At 35.2% G+C, this 18,482-nt stretch carries 14 protein-coding genes, 1 tRNA gene and 3 pseudogenes; 13 read left to right on the top strand and 5 right to left on the bottom strand.

The window, feature by feature from the left end:
* The first annotated feature begins 15 nt into the window (after window positions 1–15).
* Window positions 16–609 carry a pyridoxamine 5'-phosphate oxidase gene (gene pdxH, locus OOK85_RS03085; RefSeq protein ID WP_022626142.1) on the top strand — a complete coding sequence of 198 codons (594 nt, stop codon included), beginning with the start codon at window positions 16–18 and terminating at the stop codon, window positions 607–609.
* A 220-nt stretch (window positions 610–829) separates the two neighbouring features.
* Here the strand turns inward: pdxH and OOK85_RS03080 are convergent, their stop codons facing one another.
* The gene (locus tag OOK85_RS03080; protein WP_264703965.1) at window positions 830–1,549 is read right to left on the bottom strand and encodes a helix-turn-helix domain-containing protein; all 720 of its coding nucleotides are present in this window, start codon (window positions 1,547–1,549) and stop codon (window positions 830–832) included.
* Between the two features lie 55 nt (window positions 1,550–1,604).
* Between OOK85_RS03080 and OOK85_RS03075 the strand changes: the two genes are divergently transcribed.
* Window positions 1,605–2,636, top strand: a complete 1,032-nt coding sequence (locus OOK85_RS03075) for a DNA-methyltransferase (RefSeq protein ID WP_264703963.1) — start codon at window positions 1,605–1,607, stop codon at window positions 2,634–2,636.
* A gap of 607 nt (window positions 2,637–3,243) precedes the next feature.
* Here the strand turns inward: OOK85_RS03075 and OOK85_RS03070 are convergent.
* Window positions 3,244–3,320 (bottom strand) — tRNA-Met (locus tag OOK85_RS03070).
* A 60-nt stretch (window positions 3,321–3,380) separates the two neighbouring features.
* On the opposite strand from OOK85_RS03070, the gene OOK85_RS03065 reads away from it, so the two are divergent.
* From OOK85_RS03065 to OOK85_RS03040, 6 genes are all read left to right on the top strand, one after another.
* Window positions 3,381–5,519: a ComEC/Rec2 family competence protein gene (locus tag OOK85_RS03065; protein WP_264703961.1), complete on the top strand. Its 2,139-nt coding sequence runs from the start codon at window positions 3,381–3,383 to the stop codon at window positions 5,517–5,519.
* A gap of 61 nt (window positions 5,520–5,580) precedes the next feature.
* Entirely contained in the window at window positions 5,581–6,555 is a 975-nt protein-coding gene (locus OOK85_RS03060; protein ID WP_264703959.1) for a hypothetical protein, read from the top strand.
* A 110-nt stretch (window positions 6,556–6,665) separates the two neighbouring features.
* Window positions 6,666–7,682 carry an IS110 family RNA-guided transposase gene (locus OOK85_RS03055; protein WP_264702269.1) on the top strand — a complete coding sequence of 339 codons (1,017 nt, stop codon included), beginning with the start codon at window positions 6,666–6,668 and terminating at the stop codon, window positions 7,680–7,682.
* Window positions 7,683–8,221: 539 nt separating this feature from the next.
* Window positions 8,222–8,974 carry an IS5 family transposase gene (locus OOK85_RS03050; protein ID WP_264702164.1) on the top strand — a complete coding sequence of 251 codons (753 nt, stop codon included), beginning with the start codon at window positions 8,222–8,224 and terminating at the stop codon, window positions 8,972–8,974.
* Window positions 8,962–9,693, top strand: coding sequence for a hypothetical protein (locus tag OOK85_RS03045; protein ID WP_264703957.1), 732 nt, complete (start codon window positions 8,962–8,964; stop codon window positions 9,691–9,693). Before OOK85_RS03050 ends, OOK85_RS03045 begins: the two co-directional genes overlap by 13 nt.
* The gene (locus OOK85_RS03040; RefSeq protein WP_264704154.1) at window positions 9,684–10,649 is read left to right on the top strand and encodes an RluA family pseudouridine synthase; all 966 of its coding nucleotides are present in this window, start codon (window positions 9,684–9,686) and stop codon (window positions 10,647–10,649) included. Before OOK85_RS03045 ends, OOK85_RS03040 begins: the two co-directional genes overlap by 10 nt.
* 132 nt (window positions 10,650–10,781) lie before the next feature.
* On the opposite strand, the pseudogene OOK85_RS03035 reads toward OOK85_RS03040, so the two are convergent.
* Window positions 10,782–11,013 (bottom strand): annotated as a pseudogene (locus tag OOK85_RS03035) (EndoU domain-containing protein); the annotation flags it as partial.
* Window positions 11,014–11,063: 50 nt separating this feature from the next.
* On the opposite strand from OOK85_RS03035, the gene OOK85_RS03030 reads away from it, so the two are divergent.
* A protein-coding gene (locus OOK85_RS03030; RefSeq protein ID WP_264702431.1) for an IS630 family transposase occupies window positions 11,064–11,923 on the top strand; the annotation gives its coding sequence in 2 pieces (ribosomal slippage) (window positions 11,064–11,388 and window positions 11,388–11,923; 861 coding nt in all).
* 29 nt (window positions 11,924–11,952) lie between these two features.
* Here the strand turns inward: OOK85_RS03030 and OOK85_RS07995 are convergent.
* Window positions 11,953–12,535, bottom strand: a pseudogene (locus OOK85_RS07995) (EndoU domain-containing protein); the annotation flags it as partial.
* Window positions 12,536–12,593: 58 nt separating this feature from the next.
* Window positions 12,594–13,781: a phosphoglycerate kinase gene (locus tag OOK85_RS03015; protein ID WP_264703950.1), complete on the bottom strand. Its 1,188-nt coding sequence runs from the start codon at window positions 13,779–13,781 to the stop codon at window positions 12,594–12,596.
* A 1,158-nt stretch (window positions 13,782–14,939) separates the two neighbouring features.
* On the opposite strand from OOK85_RS03015, the gene OOK85_RS03010 reads away from it, so the two are divergent.
* From OOK85_RS03010 to OOK85_RS02990, 4 genes and pseudogenes are all read left to right on the top strand, one after another.
* A complete protein-coding gene (locus tag OOK85_RS03010) occupies window positions 14,940–15,692 on the top strand; it encodes an IS5 family transposase (RefSeq protein WP_264702164.1) in 753 nt (250 codons plus the stop codon).
* Window positions 15,680–16,217 (top strand): annotated as a pseudogene (locus tag OOK85_RS03000) (cytochrome b). Before OOK85_RS03010 ends, OOK85_RS03000 begins: the two are co-directional and overlap by 13 nt.
* 5 nt (window positions 16,218–16,222) lie before the next feature.
* Window positions 16,223–17,251 (top strand): NAD(P)H-dependent flavin oxidoreductase, encoded by a 1,029-nt coding sequence (locus OOK85_RS02995; RefSeq protein ID WP_264703943.1) that lies wholly within the window; start codon window positions 16,223–16,225, stop codon window positions 17,249–17,251.
* 122 nt (window positions 17,252–17,373) lie between these two features.
* Entirely contained in the window at window positions 17,374–18,477 is a 1,104-nt protein-coding gene (locus OOK85_RS02990; RefSeq protein ID WP_264703942.1) for a hypothetical protein, read from the top strand.
* Window positions 18,478–18,482 lie beyond the last annotated feature (5 nt).

The following is an 18,482-nucleotide window of genomic DNA, read 5'->3' as shown; positions in this document are numbered from 1 at the left end:
ATTTTATTTTTTGATATGATATTTTCACTTGAAAAAGATCCATTTGATTTGTTTTCAAAGTGGTACAAAGCAGTACTTAATTCTCCGTGTGAACAACCAACTGCAATGACGCTAGCAACTTGTAGCAAAGACTGTATTCCATCTGCAAGAGTGGTATTACTAAAGGAATATAGCAAAGAAGGTTTTGTGTTTTTCACTAACGTAAACAGTAAAAAAGGGAAAGAATTGACTGAGAACCCCAAAGCTGCGTTAGTGTTTCATTGGATAGAATTTGCTAGGCAAGTGCGAATTGAAGGAGAGGTTAAACTTCTAAACGATGAAAGAACTGACAAATACTTCTCTTCTCGAGCGCTGGGTAGTCAAATTAGCGCATGGTGCTCAAAACAATCGAGCATTCTGAAAGATTGGCAGGATTTTGAGCAAGCTATAAAATTGAAGGAAAAAGAATTTCACAATACACAAGTTTCTCGTCCTGATTTTTGGGTGGGATTTTGCGTAATCCCAAAAGTAATTGAATTTTGGCAAGAAGGTGAATATAGGAAGCATATTAGATTTAGATACACCCTTGTTGAGGGAAGCGATTGGAAAGTGGAACAATTATATCCTTAGCTACATTCGTTATTGGAAAGCTGAAGGAAGGTATCCGTTCAGCAGAGTGGCAAAATAGGTAGACAAAGTGCTCTAAAAAGATAGTCATAGAGTAAATGTGAGCTTACAATAAATGGTGTCATCCCAGTGTCTGGGCACTGGGATGACAAGAAAGGGAACACTGGAATTTTTGTTTCAGTATTTGTACATTAGCCATGCACCTGAACAGATACGAAGGAAATTAGTGGCGGTCACATACTCTTTCATCACAATGATAAAGAAGCTTACCTTTATCTCTGACGTATTTTAAAGGAATTTTGGGATTATTGATGTCTTTACCACCAGTATCATGCCATTTCTTTTCCCATGTAATATAATATGGTTCAAGGTCTTGCGGCGTTAATTTATATATTTCTTTTAGCTCTATTCCTTCATAAATAGCAAATATCCAATCCACCTTTCGGTATTTTGCAATTATTGTAGGATTCATATGATGATGAGTAGAAAAGCTTTTTGTAAGAAGAGCATTTACTGATTTAAGCTCATATTCATTACCATACTCATCAATGGCATCATTTCCCTCGCGTGCTGGAAGAATAGTGAGTCCAGTTAGTAATAAGACTTGTAGGATTTTTCCGCCGTTGTCCTGAAAGATATCATTTATACCATGCTTAACAGCAAACTCTTGATACTTCCGTATATGAGGAAATATATCTTTCAGACATTTTCTGTCTTGATCCTGATCTAGAAGTGCAGTAGGTTCAACACCAAGGGCATCTGCTATGCGCTCAACATTATCTATAGAGATATTTCTCTCACCACGTTCAACGGAGCCTATATATGTTCTGTGTAATTCACATAAATCAGCAAGAGTTTCTTGGGAAAGCCCTTTTATATTTCTTATTCTTCGTATATTCTGGGAAAGAAGTAACCGCAGAGGTTGTTTTTTTATTTTTGTCATCTTTGTAAGATAATAGTTGACAATTATAAGTCTACAGACTATAAGTATCTTCCATATGGTACATATATTGGAAAAATTTAAATTTAATAATAAACCTACATATACTACAGATAGGGGAGCTGCATATTGTGGAGACTCTCTTAACCTATTGCCGCAATTACCAGACAATAGCTTAGATCTTGTAATAACCAGTCCACCGTTTGCTTTGCAAAGAAAAAAAGAATACGGAAATGAATCCCAAGCCGAATATGTTGCCTGGCTTGGTCAATTTGCAAAATTAGTACATAGCAAACTCAAAGATACAGGCAGTTTTGTACTTGATCTAGGTGGAGCTTATGAAAAAGGCGTGCCATCCAGAAGTTTATATAATTTTAGAGTGCTTATGCATTTTTGTGATGATATAGGCTTCTTCCTTGCAGAAGATTTCTATTGGTATAACCCTTCTAAATTGCCAAGTCCAATTGAATGGGTAAATAAGAGAAAAATCAGAGCAAAAGATTCTGTTAATACAGTATGGTGGTTCAGCAAAACTGAGTGGCCTAAAGCAGATGTCACAAAGGTGCTAGTGGAATACAGTGGTCGCATGAAAAAACTTATCGAGAACCCAAAGGCTTATTATATTCCAAAAGAACGACCATCAGGACATAATATTGGTAGTAGCTTTGGTAAAGATAATGGGGGAGCTATTCCATCAAATCTTTTGCAGATTCCCAATTCAGAGTCTAACAGCCAGTATCTTGCTGCATGTAAGGAACTAGGTGTAAAAGAGCATCCAGCTCGATTCCCTGCTAAATTACCTCAATTTTTTATTAGGTTTCTAACACAACCAGGTGACGTTATTTTAGATATTTTTGCTGGTTCTAACACAACAGGTTTTGTATGTGAGCAAGAAGACCGCTACTGGTTAGCATTTGAAGAAAATAGAGAATATCTTGCTGCATCTGCTTTTAGGTTCTTAGAAAAAGAATGCTCAAAAAAAGAGTTGGCAGTTATTTATCAATGCATTATTCGTGGCAAAGAGCCTGTATTAAAGACTAAGCAGTCTATATTGGATATTGAGTTCACTCAGCAGTCATTAGTAGTTTAGTTATGCTCTTTGTTCATGGTTTTCCCGTTTTGAGCAATAATTTTTTATATAAGCATTTTTGTTGCCTATCCTCAACACTTTCCACATTAGTGTTACTAGCAGAAGTTACTCTTAAATGTTTGTTCATGTTAGCTACAAACGTTAAGAAATTTACCAAATAAAAAAAAGGCAAAAGAAGCCCCGGTTACTATCTATTTTCAGTATTGGCGTTTTTTAAGTCTTAAACGCTGCAATTTAGCTGCTTTTAAATGCAACTCACCTTAGTTTAAATGTTTAAAAAATTTACTAAGCAGAAAAAAAGACAAAGAATCCCCGGAGTAGCTAGTTATTCCACTCTTTATTTTAAAATTTGACGTTGGGTGATGTCTTAAACGCTTTATAAGCGCTTTTCAGCTTACGTAGGTAAAAACCCAAAATTTTTATAAAGACATAGTATGCACATAGTGCAAAAATTAAACAATAGTACGCCAAATACAAGTCTTCTTGTCGTTTTAACCTGCACAGATTGGGAAGTTAAATAATATAGCTTCAGTTTCATGATAAGGGGGCTGGCGAAGGGTGTCAAGTAGTTTCTACCCGAAACCACAATATTCGCACAGTTGGAAAATGGTTGCGGGAGTAGGATTTGAACCTACGGCCTTCAGGTTATGAGCCTGACGAGCTACCGAGCTGCTCCATCCCGCGTCGTTGTTTATTTAGTTATTATATATACAATAATAGAAAATAAAAGAACAAAATCACCCCATGGTTGTAACTTTTCTCGACATAATAGTTAGTTATATACGTCATAATGAAAAATATAACTTGATACTGTGGCTTCCTGTTTTTCAGTGTGCAGGAATTTTAACCTATTTTTCCCTAAGTTTTGAACCAAGCTGCATATCTATTTTTCTTTTGCTTTTACCCACACTAATTTTGATTGCAATATTGTATAAAAGGTATGCGATATTGTGTATCGCTTTAATTGCAGTGCTCATAGGATTTACAGCTAGTAAATTAAGAACAGCTTTAGTTGATACTCAAATTCTTGATAAAGAGAGATATGTAAAAGATATCGTTGCCACAGTGAAGGATATTAACGACAGGGGCTCATATAAACAATTTCTGCTTTCTGTTGAAAAATCCCCTACTATCTCAAAATCCTCTCCTGTTATCCCAGTGCCCCCTTTTGTCATCCCAGTACTTGATACTGGGATCCAGAAAAAAAAGATATGGATTCCAGCTTCACGCGCTGGAATGACACCGGATAGAGCTCTAGATAACATCAGAATATCAGTTAGAACCAAAGTGGAAAAAGGCATTAAAATAGGCGATCAAGTAAAATTATCAGCAAAACTCTTCCCTCTAAAGATTGCGCCTTCGGAGTATGCATACGATTTTGCAAGAATAGCATATTACCAGAAAATAAGTGCAACAGGCTTTGCAACAAGCAAAATAGCCCTGCACAAAAAGGCTGAAGCAAGGAAATTTCAAGAATATATAGAATCTTTCCGTCAATACATTTATGAAAACCTGCAGCAAAATATCAAGAAACCACATGCGGATATAATCTCTGCATTACTGATCGGTAAAAAAGATGGCATAGATCAAAAAACTATGGACGCGATACGAGATTCAGGTATAGCACATTTGTTTGCCATATCTGGTTTGCATTTATCATTCGTTGCTGGTCTGTTTTTTGTAGTGTTTCGTAATTTATTCGCAATATCTGAAACTTTGACTCTTAAGTATAACACCAAGAAAATATCTGCATTCCTTACTATCTTGCCAACCACGTTTTATTTGTTGATTACCGGTATGCAAATTTCTCCTCAGCGTGCCTACATCATGGTGATTTTAGTACTCGTTGCAATAATGATAGAGAGAAAATATCGAGGGTTAATAGCAATTGCGTTTGCTGCTGCAGTGATACTTATCATAGAACCAGAAGCAATTTTAAAGCCTGGCTTTCAGATGTCATTTTCTGCTGTTTTGGCACTGGTTGCCAGTTATCAAATTAATGCTAATAAATTGTTCAAAATAAAAATAATGAAATATTTTGTGTCGATAATGATTAGCTTAGTAATAGCAAGTTTAGCAACTGTTCCGTATACGATATACAATTTTAATTATTTTTCAATTAGTGGCATTATCACAAATTTAGTTGCTATACCAATAGTTACATTAATTATTATTCCACTTGGAATAATTTATGTTTTGTTGATTCCTTTAGGTATTGAATGGATTATAGCGCCATTTATAGAGCGCCCAATTGACAGTATTTTGTATATAACAAATGCAATCGCTAGTCTTCAGTATTTGGTTATTCCCATTCGTACTTTTCCTGCATCATCAATTATTATAATAACACTTGGTTTATTGTGGCTGTGCTTGTGGGAAAGAAATTGGCGTTTCTTCGGAATTTTCTTTATTGTGCTGGGTATTTGCTTTAGCACCGCATATAAAACCCCCGACATCCTAATAAATGCTGATAATGTTGCTGTAAAAGAAAGTGATAACTTACTATATTCTCTCACCAGGAAAAATAGGAACTTTGTTGTCAAAACATGGGCGAAGCAAAATGGGCAGAACCAAATTTTGAATCATAAAAAATACAATAACTCAGATAAAAGGCTGAAGTGTAACGATTATGGCTGCATATATAATAAAGGAAATAATAAATCAGTGTTGCTAGCTTATAAAAAAGAAAGTATTCTAGAAAATTGTGATAAAGTTGACTTAATAATTCAATTAAGTGAATTCGACTATTCAGTTTGTAATACTAAAATTATCAAATATGCCAATCTAAAAACATATGGCACACATTCAATTTGGTTAACAAATCGTTACATAAAGATTAATAAAGTGCACTCTAATAGGCCTTGGCACATGTTGAAAAATTAAGAAACTTGATTTTAAGGTTTGGTTAATGTATACCTAAATAAGTTTAAACTAGAAAAATGTTATGGTTACAGACACTAAAGATCCTTTCAAAGACTATTTTGATTTTTTAGGATTTAGAAAACTTTCTGACCAGCCCAGTAGAATTTTGAGCTCTATAAGAAAGTATTCTGGTACTATATCGATAGCAAGTACCATTGCTACTCTTATAGCATTTACTGCCTTTTCTATTCAGCCTGTTACAGTAAGTATTGCTGGGTTTGCGTTCACGCCAGCACCTCTTGCCTTTATTCCTCTTACAGTTCTCTTATTTACTGCTGTTATAAACTTTATAAATACACAAAAAATAAAAGAGAATGAGATAGATAAAAAAATAGGAAACTATCAAGTTGATGAACAGTACAGCCAGATTGCTCAAGAAGCTAAAAAAATTGAAATTGTAACAAATTTAGATAAAAAGGGGAAAAAGCTTTCAATAGTTTTACCAATTTCTAAGACGCAGAGAAAAATACTAGATGATATAGAAGCAGAAAATAGAAATAGGATTCTCTTGTTTACAGGATCATATGTATTTGGTGCTATTATAGTAATTTCAGCAATATCACAATCCATTAATGCTCCAATAATATTAATAGCTTTATTAGTCGCTATTCTTTTATGCATCATATCAACACTTAGCAATCTAATAAGTAATAGCGTGGATCATGAAAATCATACTATTAGAAAACACAGTTCTTTAGGTCTTCTATTTCCATACTGGTCTGGAAAGGGCATGGTTGTATCAGTAGTAGAAAATAAGCTTGGTAAAAGGGAAAATGAACTAATATCTCTAATGAAAAAACTACTTAGTCCGCTTTGCAACTCATTTGACAGTAACCTTAAAAAAGCTTGCGATTTACTTGATAATAGTCTTTTAAAGCCTGCAAATATTAACATTAAAGAAATGCTTGATCACCTAAAAAAAATCAGAGAAGACATCAAAAAAGATTTAGATTGGCTACATGCAGAAATTTCAGAAGTTTTAAACAACATACTGTAATTGCTGTTGAATGATGGAGAGACATACTCCATTATTTTAGCACGAAGTAACGAATTCAGTAGAATAAGTTCTTCAAAAACAATTTAAACTTTTACAGTAGGAGTAGTCTCATGAAATATTATAGCGGATTAGATGTCTCACTCAAAGAAACTTTTATCAGTATCGTTGATGAGAAAGGAAAAATTGTTAAAGAAGAAGTTGTTGCAAGCGAGAGTGACGCAATAGCTAAGTGCCTGCTTGACCAAGACAAAAGATATGAAGTGATAGGGATAGAAAGTGGACAGCTATCAATATCAATGTGCAAAGAATTAAGGAGTTTTGGATTACCGGTAGTTTGTGTAGATGCAAGGGATATGGCAGCAGCATTATCTGCAAGGATCAATAAGAATGACAAAAATGATGCAAGAGGTATAGCACAAATGATGAGAGTTGGGCTATACAAAGAAGTGTTAGTAAAATCAGATGAATCTTGCCAAATTAAAGTAGCACTTGGAAGTAGAAGGCAGTTAATATGCAGCAAACAGCAAATTGTTGGAACAATAAGAGGGTTATTGAAGATACATGGAATAAAGCTCGGTAAAAGATCAAAATTTGAAACTTTTGCTTTAAGAATACAAGAGACAATAAATAATGTGGATGAAATCAGTAGGAGTTCAATTGAAGCATTACTACATAGCTTAAAAACAATAGAAGAATCAATAAGAAAACTTGACAAAATACTTTCAGAGCAAGGCAGAAAAGATGAGGACTGTAAATTATTAACTACGGTCCCAGGAGTTGGTGTTATAGTAGCAATGACATATAAAGCTGCAATAGATGATCCATATAGGTTTGAAACATCTTATACAGTTGGAGCTTATATGGGGTTGAGCCCAAGACAGTACGCTTCTGGAGAAGTTGACCGACATGGTAGTATATCAAAAATGGGTCCCATGGAATGTAGAAGTATGTTATATGAAGCTGCACAAGTCTTACTTACAATCAGTAGGAAAAATTTTAAGTTGAGAAGCTGGGGATTGAAGCTTGCAAAGAAAAAAGGGATGAAAAAAGCAATTGTAGCAGTAGCAAGAAAATTAGCTGTAATTATGCATAGAATGTTAGTCAATAAAACAGAATTTTGTTATTAGAAAATGTAGGAGGAGCATGAAACAATAATTTTACTCAAGGTAGTAATGCCGATGGAAGGGATAAGCAAGATTATAGAGTGAAGCTTAGACTTCGTAAACAACATGTTGCCGTCCACTTCCTCCTAACAAGTATAATGCGGCTTGGCTAAAATACAGACTAGCCATATCAGACCGCGGAGAGAACCATGGAAGCTTGCTACTTTAATCTATGTAAAATTATTAAAGATTATGGAGGAAATATGCTATTTTGATTTGTATAAAAATTATTGTTGACTCATGTGCAATTAGAGAACTAGCCATATCAGACCGCGGAGAGAACCATGGAAGCTTGCTACTTTAATCTATGTAAAATTATTAAAGATTATGGAGGAAATATGCTATTTTGATTTGTATAAAAATTATTGTTGACTCATGTGCAATTAGAGAACTAAAGAATTGACAAAAAAAGCACATTCACTAGGCTCTGTGGACAAAAAATATGAAAAGAGAGAAAAAGATGGTAGTTTAGCCTAATAGGTAAAAAATGGAGAAACTACCATATGCAATATTACATCAAAGAGGAAAATTGGAAACAAATTTTAGAGTTCATAAAAAGCGTAAAAGGAATGCACAGCAAAGATGAAAAACGTTTAAGAATATTCATAGAGGCAGTGTGGTACATAGTGCGAAGTGGTTGCCAATGGAGACTTTTACCAAAAACTTATGGTAATTACAGGAGTATACATAAGCGATTTAAAAGATGGTGTGAAAGAGATGTCTGGAAAAAATTGCTTGAATATACTAAACAAGAGCCTGATTTAGAAGTTGCTATAATCGACGGTACGATCATCCGAGGCCATCCATGTTCATCTGGATATACAAAAAACTCCAAGGATCAAGAAGCTTTAGGGAGGAGCAAAGGTGGCTTTACAACTAAAATACATGCGCTTGTCGATGCACTTGGAAATCCACTTAAATTTACTCTGACTCCTGGTCAAAGAAATGAAATTACGCAGGCACAAGTGTTGACCGAAAGTATCTATAACTCTACTGTAGTAGCTGACAAGGGCTACGATAGCAATGCCTTTGTTACAAGTCTTGAAGACAAGGGATGTACAGTAGTTATTCCGCCAAAACGGAATCGAAAAGTGCAAAGGTATTACGATGAGCATATCTACAAAGAACGTCATTTGATTGAGTGTTTTTTTGGTAAAATTAAAAATTTTAGGCGCATTTTTTCCAGATTTGATAAAACTGCTGAGGTTTTTATGGGTTTTCTCAATTTTGTTGGAGCTCTTGTATGGCTTCTCTAAAATTTTGTCCACAGAGCCTAGATATTGAAGGTACTTTTTCTAGGTTAGAGAATGCTATTAAAATTGCTGAAGATAAGATTGAACGATTTGAACCAAGCCGCTTTGTAGGCTGGCTTCAATCAACTACGCAGTCTAATAATAACGAGTTCCTTAGCATGCTAAAAAAGTTAAAAGAGGATACAGAAAAGGAAAAAACGGAATTGAAGAAGCAATTAAACGTAGTAAGGAATGAATTAGAAGAAATAAAAAAGAAGCAAGCTCAACCAAGTACGCCTGATTTAGAAGCTAACAATGGAAATAATACTAATAAATTATTAGTATTAGAAAATAAAGTCAAAGAACTACGTGACACAGTTAGAAAGTTAGAGCTGGAAGCAGAACAAAATAAGCTGCAGCAAAAGAAGGAAAAGTTAGAGCAAAAAAAATCTGAACAAGAAAAAACAGATGAATGGAAAGAAAAAATCAACGGCAAACCAAGTGACTTTCTATATTATTTATTAGAATCTATTAAGCTGGAAGAAAAAGATAATAAAGAAGAAAAGGTTGAGGCAACATTACGAAATTTTGATAATAAAGTTACGATCCACTGGAAAGATGGCTCTCAAACAATTTGCCATATTAAAAAACAAGGTGATCTGCAAATTGAGTCTAGCGCAACAATGTTTACAGACCCAAATGTTCAAGCAGCATGGGAAATGGTGCGGGGTAAATCACTATAGATCACTCAGTAATAACCTTAAGTGTTAATAATGATAAAGAGAAATTAAGGCTAGATATCTACGTAGCTGAAAAGTGCAACATATCACGCAGTAAAGCTCAAAGATTGATACAAAATGAGCAGGTGAAATTACTTGGCATACCGATAATTAATAATGATCACATAGTAAAACCAGGTGAAGAGTATATAGTACATCTCGTTCAACCTGACATATCCACATCAATTGAGCCTAATTATGACATAAAACTTGATATCGTCTATGAAGATGAGGACATTATAGTTCTGAGTAAACAAAGTGGATTAACAGTGCACCCAGGTGCTGGGACAAACAATGATACGCTTTTGAACGCAGTTATCGCTTACCTTGATGTAAGACCAGGAATTGTTCATAGACTCGATAAAGATACCAGTGGGCTAATGGTAATTGCAAAAAATGAAGAAGCCCATGGTTTTTTGTCTGAATTGTTATCAAATCGTAAAATAAAGCGAGAATATTTAGCAGTAGTTTGGGGAACATTATCTTCCCAGCAGGGAACTATAGAAACTAACATTGCTCCAAAGCGTGGTAATAAAGAAATGATGTGTGTTACAAAAACAACCGGAAAATTAGCAATCACTCATTACTCAGTAGAGAAAGTTATAGGACAAGCAAGCTTGGTTAAATGCACTTTAGAAACAGGTAGAACGCACCAAATTCGAGTCCACATGAGCCACATAGGACATTCTATAGTTGGTGATCAAGTTTACGGAAAAAATAGTAGTAAAAGCACAAAATATGCTAAAAACTCTAGTTTTATTCGTAATTTCAATAGGCAAGCACTGCATGCTTATACACTTGGCTTATACCACCCAAAAAGTAATAAATACATGGAATTTGTCTCTGATTTACCGCAAGATATAAAAACTTTAATTGGTGAGTTTGAAAATATACCTAAGAAAGGTTTACCTGATTTTTGAAGTATAAACAGACAATTTGAAAAACCGTCATTCCGCTATTAGTTAGCGGATGAGATACCGCGGGTGTTGCTTGGGTCAGCTATAAATTGGCTATAACATTTTTATCATTTGTTCACCCTATTGGTTTTGAAATTAAGACTTACTGCAACTACAATAAGTACTCTTATCATCACATTTTGGTGTTGAGTCAGGATAGAACGTGAGTATAGCATCATTCTTTCTTACAAATACTGATTGATGATTGTCATCCTCCATTTTATACAGGCACATTCCATCTTTTCCCAATTCCTTAAACGCCTTAGTTGCAGAAATTATCGGCATGAAGGTTGTATGCGTATCCATTTGGGCATTTATAGCTCTTTTCATAATGGTCCAAACGGGTTAAAATAAGAGTTTATAGTAGTGAAGGTAAGTATGCCAGCAGCATATAGTTATGATTTAAGAAAAAAAGCAATGGAAGTGCTAGACGAAGGGGAAAGCAGAGAAACGGTAGCAGCAAGATTTAAAATTGGAAGAACTACATTATGGGAGTGGCAGCAAAGAAAAAAAGAAACAGGAGATTTTCAGTCGAAAAAACTTGGAAATGGAGGTTATAATCACAAAATTACCGACTGGAATAAATTTACTGAATTTGCCAAAAAACATGGTGGAAAAACTCTATCGGAAATGGCTAAGCTTTGGAGTAATGTTAGTATCCCAACGATTCATCGAGCTCTTAAAAAAATTGGACTCACACGCAAAAAAAGACATATGGATACAAAGAAAGGAATGAAGAAAAACGTGCTGAATTTTTGAAAATTATAGCAACAAAAGAACCTCAAAACTTAGTATATATAGATGAATCTGGTATTGATAATACCGAAGACTATCCCTATGGATATTCTCAGAAAGGACAGCGGTTTTATGCTCTAAAATCTGGTAAAAAAATTCAACGAATCAGTATGATTGCAGCCTTAAACGGCAGAAAAATAGTTGTTCCGTTAACATTTGAAGGCCACTGTAATATGGATATCTTTAATAAATGGTTTGAGCAGTTCCTAACACCGATTTTGGAACCTGGACAAACTGTTATCCTTGATAATGCTACTTTTCATAAGTCTAATAAGATTACTGAACTTGCTAAAGGAGTTGGTGCAGAAATTTTATATCTACCGCCTTATTCTCCCGATTTTAACAAAATTGAGCATCATTGGTTTGCTATAAAAAACAGAGCTAGGAAAAACATTCCTCTATTCACATCTTTTCGTCATGCTGTTGATTCTGCTTTTCTATGAACTTTCCGGACTATTATGAAAAGAGCTATAACTTTCACTTCCCCATCCTTACCTAAATATTTCATTCCAAATGTATAAACTGGCGGCTTAATATCTGATTTATTGCATAGGGACTTATCATTCCAAATTGCACCTGCCCATTTATCTTCTTGAGCTTCAACATATCTACCTACAAAATGCATGCCACCTAATTTATCGTTTGGCTAACCACAAAAAATATGTCCAAACCCTACAGTTTCTTTTTCACTTCCACTATTTGTAAACCAAATGTTAGCCAGCTCATCTTTAAATAACTCCAAATCCGCATCTGGTGTGACAATTTGACGATCAAGCTTATCATATATTCCTTTCACTACTTCTTGATGCTGCGGACAATCAAGTAAAATTTTGAAATCTTCTTTATCTGGATGTGCTCCCCAATCTCTACAAACTTTCAACACTCCTCTATCGAAGTCAGTTAATTCTGGAAACGGTGGCTGGTTGTGAACTGAAAAATGGTTCAAAATTATTTTCTTCTACATAGCCGGTGTGAAAATAATGATCCTTAATATAAAAAATAAATCCTATTATTGGTATTATTAAACACAAAATTAGTTTAACTGTCTTCGACATAATCACGTTCACAAAAAAGCTAGCTTACAAGAAACAATTTAAAAAAGTTTTAATCTAATCATTTTTGCAGAGCAGCAACTCCCGGCATTTCATCACCACTTAACCAATCTAAAAATGCTCCTCCACCAGTGGAAACATATGTAAAATCCTTATCGGTAAAGCCTGCAGCGCTTATTGCAGATAGACTATCACCTCCCCCTATTATGCTGGTTAACTTTCCTTTGTGCGTTAAGTCACTTACGATTTTCATTACCCCTATTGTACCACTTGCAAAAGCTGAGTGTTCAAAAACACCAATAGGTCCATTCCACAGCAGAGTCTTACTGCTTGCTATTATACTGCTTATTGTACTCAAAGTTTGTGGTCCGATATCCAAAATTATATCACCGTCCAAAATGGACTCAGTTCTTCTTGAAATACTAGTGCTGTAATCAGAGTTTACTGCAACCAGAACGTCTTCTGGCACAACTATTTTGCAATTGTTTTTATTTGCTGTTTCAACAATATTATGTAGAAGGTCATCAACACCATTTTGAAAGAAAGATTTCCCTATATTTACTTTGCTAAATGACAAAAAATTATTGGCTATTGCACCACCTAGAACTAGGTAATCAACCTTTTCTGTTAGCTTCATAAGCACTTTTATTTTAGTTGATATTTTAGCTCCCCCAACTATCGCAGTAATAGGTTTAGCTTTAAATGATACAGCTTTTTCAAGATACTTTAGCTCATCTTGCAAGCAAAATCCTGCATAGGAGGGTAAAAATTCTGTAATGCGTGAAATAGAAGCGTGAGCTCTGTGAGAGCAAGAAAATGCATCATTGACATATATATCCGCCAGAGATGCTAATTGTCTGGCAAAGTTTGCATCATTCTCCTTTTCACCTTCATAAAATCTTAGATTCTCTAGTAATATTATATCTCTTGCATCCATAGCACTCACTGCTTTTTGCACTTTTTCACCAACGCAATCATCAATGAATTTCACTTTTTTATTTAGTAACTGCGATAAAGTGTCAATTACATTTTTTAGCGACAGATTATTATCTCTGGCCTTTGGGCGTCCGAAATGCGATATAATAATAATCTTTGCACTCGCATTCACTAAATACTGAATAGTAGGCAATGCTCTCAAAATACGAGTGACATCACGAATTTCTCCATCTTTTATAGGAACATTGAAATCAACTCTGAGTAAGACGGTTTTATTGTGAAGATCACAATTTTCTATACTAGGTATATTCATTACAAAATTGAAGCTATAAAGTCACTATACAGCAGTTTGATCTAAAGTAAAGTTTTAAGCTTACGAACGTTTAAGGAAATTTGCACGCCAAACGCTTGACACTGGAACCTTATCGTCATGCCACCACAAACCGTCATACCGCGATTCATTCGCGGTATCTCTAGATCCCGCTAACAAGCAGCGGGATGACGATTGTCAGGGTGTCATCCCAGCGCCCCTATGATGTCATTCAAGTAGCTGACACTGGTTCCTTTATGATGGCAGTGCCCCTATGGTGTCATTCCAGTGCTTGACACTGGAATCCAGCCTTTCCATAATCATCAAAACATTGTATTTTAACGTAAAACAGCTATTTTTATGCTCACCAACTTAATAAAATTCCTGGATTCCAGTGCCAAGCACTGGAATGACATCACAGGGGCACTGGAATGACACCTCTCTTGGGCTCTTTTAGCTATAAACATTAAGAAATTTACCAAATAAAAAAAAGGCAAAAGAAGCCCTAGTCATTGTCTATTTTCAGTATTGGCGTTTTTTAAGTCTTAAACACTGCAATTTAGCTGCTTTTAAATGCAACTAACCTTAGCTTTAATATTTAAGAAATTTACTAAGCAGAAAAAAAGGCAAAAGAAACCCCGTGTTAGCTAGTTGTCACTCTCTAATCCTGCAAATTGGCGTACTATACTGTCTTAAACGACTTATAAGCGCGTTTCAGCTTATATAGGTAAAAACCCAGAAATGTTGTGAGGACATAAGGTGCACATAGTGCAAAAAATTAAAAATAAGACGCCAACTACGTTGTTTTTTTGCTGTTTAATCTGCACAGATGAAGATAACTGAATACCTTCAGTACCATGATAAGAGGGCTGGCGAAGGGTGTCAAGTAAGTTTTGCATTTAATCCGTTTCTATGACTTAGATGCCAGTGCCTGCTACTTGACTCTCGGCTGGGTCGAATTTGTATAGCTACATTGTCGGTAAATCTAAATTGCTTTAATAATTTTGATTGAAAAATAGTTTTTCTATTATATAAATGCTACTTTAGGGTAATCAAAATGGAAGACGATAAATATAGCCTAGGCTCTGTGGACAAAAAATATGAAAAGAGAGAAAAAGATGGTAGTTTAGCCTAATAGGTAAAAAATGGAGAAACTACCATATGCAATATTACATCAAAGAGGAAAATTGGAAACAAATTTTAGAGTTCATAAAAAGCGTAAAAGGAATGCACAGCAAAGATGAAAAACGTTTAAGAATATTCATAGAGGCAGTGTGGTACATAGTGCGAAGTGGTTGCCAATGGAGACTTTTACCAAAAACTTATGGTAATTACAGGAGTATACATAAGCGATTTAAAAGATGGTGTGAAAGAGATGTCTGGAAAAAATTGCTTGAATATACTAAACAAGAGCCTGATTTAGAAGTTGCTATAATCGACGGTACGATCATCCGAGGCCATCCATGTTCATCTGGATATACAAAAAACTCCAAGGATCAAGAAGCTTTAGGGAGGAGCAAAGGTGGCTTTACAACTAAAATACATGCGCTTGTCGATGCACTTGGAAATCCACTTAAATTTACTCTGACTCCTGGTCAAAGAAATGAAATTACGCAGGCACAAGTGTTGACCGAAAGTATCTATAACTCTACTGTAGTAGCTGACAAGGGCTACGATAGCAATGCCTTTGTTACAAGTCTTGAAGACAAGGGATGTACAGTAGTTATTCCGCCAAAACGGAATCGAAAAGTGCAAAGGTATTACGATGAGCATATCTACAAAGAACGTCATTTGATTGAGTGTTTTTTTGGTAAAATTAAAAATTTTAGGCGCATTTTTTCCAGATTTGATAAAACTGCTGAGGTTTTTATGGGTTTTCTCAATTTTGTTGGAGCTCTTGTATGGCTTCTCTAAAATTTTGTCCACAGAGCCTAGGTTTAAGAGTTATCCATTGGTTGATGGCTGTTTTTATTATCGGTATGCTTTGCTCTGGACTTTATATGAAAAGCTTACCACTTAGCAATGAAATTAAGTTCAACATATACGCTATTCATAAGGCTTGCGGTATCACTATTCTTGATTCTTGGATTAATCATAGTACGCATATTTTTTCGCGTCTTTACTTATGTTCCACCACTTCCAGCAAATTTTTCTCGGTTTGTAATCAATGCAAGTAAAACAGTACACTTTGGTTTATATTCTTTAATGGTGCTAATGCCACTATCTGGCTATGTTATGTCTTCTGCTTCTGGCAAAAAGATCAAATATTTTTTTCATATCCCTTTGTTGATTAATCAAAACAAAGACCTAGCTAACACGGCTAATCAGCTACATTCGATGCTTGCATGTTTTATGGTACTCTTTATAATCTTACATATACTTGGCGCTTTGAAACACACATTTATAGATAAACAAAACATTTTTAAACGTATGATATAGGTTATATGTTAAGTAGCCTCTGGAAAAAAGGAACAGATTTTCTTGGCAGTGAGTTTGCTATAATGGGTGGTGCTATGAGCTGGGTTTCAGAGAGAAACTTGGTTTCAGCAATCTCAAACGCTGGTGGTTTTGGTGTAATTGCATGTGGTGCAATGTTTCCAGACTTACTGGAAAAGGAAATCATAGAGACACAGAAATTAACTAACAAGCCATTTGGTGTAAACCTAATTACTATGCACCCAAAGTTGAGTGAGTTGATAGATGTGTGTATTGAAACGAAAGTAAGCCACATAGTTCTTGCCGGTGGACTGCCAACGAAGCCTAATATAGAAAAAATCAAGAGTGCGGGCATTGAAGTTATGTGCTTTGCACCAGCATTAAGCCTTGCGAAAAGGTTAGTAAAAATGGGAGTAGATGCGTTAATAATAGAGGGAATGGAAGCAGGTGGGCACATAGGGCCAGTTAGCACTTCTGTTCTTGCACAAGAGATATTACCTCATTTTAAAAATGAACAAATACCAGTATTTGTTGCCGGCGGAATAGGAAGAGGTGAAATGATAGTTAATTACTTAGAAATGGGGGCAAGTGGCTGTCAAATAGGCACATTATTTGTCTGCACCAATGAATCAATTGCCCACGAAAATTTTAAAGAAGTGTTTATCAAATCAGCCGCACGTAATGCAGTGTCTTCTGTACAGATAAGTGCTGATTTTCCTGTAATTCCTGTAAGAGCCATAGCCAACAAAGCAAGTGATGATTTTATGAAGCATCAAAAAAAAGTTATTGATGAATACCAAAAGGGACAGATCTCAAAAGAAGATGGGCAGCTTGAAATAGAAAAGTTCTGGGCTGGAGCTTTAAGAAGGGCAGTGATTGAAGGAGATGTTGAAACGGGATCTTTAATGGCTGGCCAAAGTGTTGGCATGGTTGATAGGGAAAAGCCTGTGAAAGAAGTGATAGATATATTAGTTCAACAAGCAAACAATCATATTGAACGCAAATCTGTAGAAGTAGAAAGCCCAGAAAGCAAATAGTTAAGCGACCTTCCAATAAGCAAGTTGCCGCAATTATTTATAATATGGCATAATTGCCCAGTTTTAATGTAAAATTAACGCTAAAGAGGTATCTATACATTTTGTTATGTATGGAGGAGTCTATGCTAAGTTCTAAAAAAGATATTAACCAACAATTGCACGACACTATATACAAAAAGGTAACAAAAAAAACACATAATCATGAAAGCCCAAAAAAAAATGGAGATGGAACTATCAAAAAATGCATAGAGTTGTTCAAGAAAGAGGCTAATCCTAATGTATTAATTGAATTAGAAAAATCACTGAAAGAGCAAGAAGAATCTTATAATTATTACACCAAAAAATTTCTTCCAGTGTTGGAAACAGAAGTAATGAAATTAGAGGTCGAGCTTTCAGTATCTAACAATGAAAGAGAACAATTACAAAGATCACCAACAAGAAGAGGGAAAATATTAGAAATAATTTCAGGGATTATTAAAAGGAGCAGCAATAAAGATTCAAAAATAGAAGAACAACCTATTAATTCCATAAAAAAAGAGATCCCAGTGTCAAGCACTGGGATGACAGAAAATAATGTAGAAAGTCCAACTAAAGAAGAAGTATGTGCTAGTGACTCAGATAGTGGAGTAAGTTCACGCAAACCGAGTGAAGAAAGTTTAGAATCACCAATAAGTAGTAGAAGGAGCAGTATGAGCTCAATATTAAGCTCTGCTGGAGAAAATAACGATCTACAAAAAGAAGATACTGGGAATCAAATGCAACCAGAGCAGACTGCAGAAGAAGAGCCACAGGTGTCATCCCAGTGCGTGACACTGGGATCCAGAGAAAAAGAAAGTATGGATCCAAATAGTCAAACTACTCAGATGACAGGCAGCCAGGCAAAAGATTCAATGCAACCCGAAGAAAAAAGGGACAGAAAAAACGCCATTACAATCGTGCAGAAATTTCCTTTGAATAAGAAAAAGGGTGAAGATACTCCACTTGAAAAACAACCCAATAACAGAAATCTTCACGTTGCATTTGTAGCAGGTTGTGCTCTCTCCACAATAGGGTGCATTGTTGCAGGAGCAATGACATCAGGATTGATAGGAGCAGGACTACTTGCTATGGCTGTGGTGTTTGCTATAGCAGCAGTAGCTGAATTACATTCAAACTTCCTATCAAGTAAATTAACATCCATTAATGTGAGTCCTCTTGTTGATGATAAAGAGCTTACAGCATTGTAAAAATT

It is taken from the genome of Wolbachia endosymbiont (group A) of Volucella inflata, assembly GCF_947250665.1.
GTDB classification, from domain to species: Bacteria; Pseudomonadota; Alphaproteobacteria; order Rickettsiales; family Anaplasmataceae; genus Wolbachia; species Wolbachia pipientis.
This window is presented reverse-complemented; position numbering and strand designations above follow the sequence as displayed.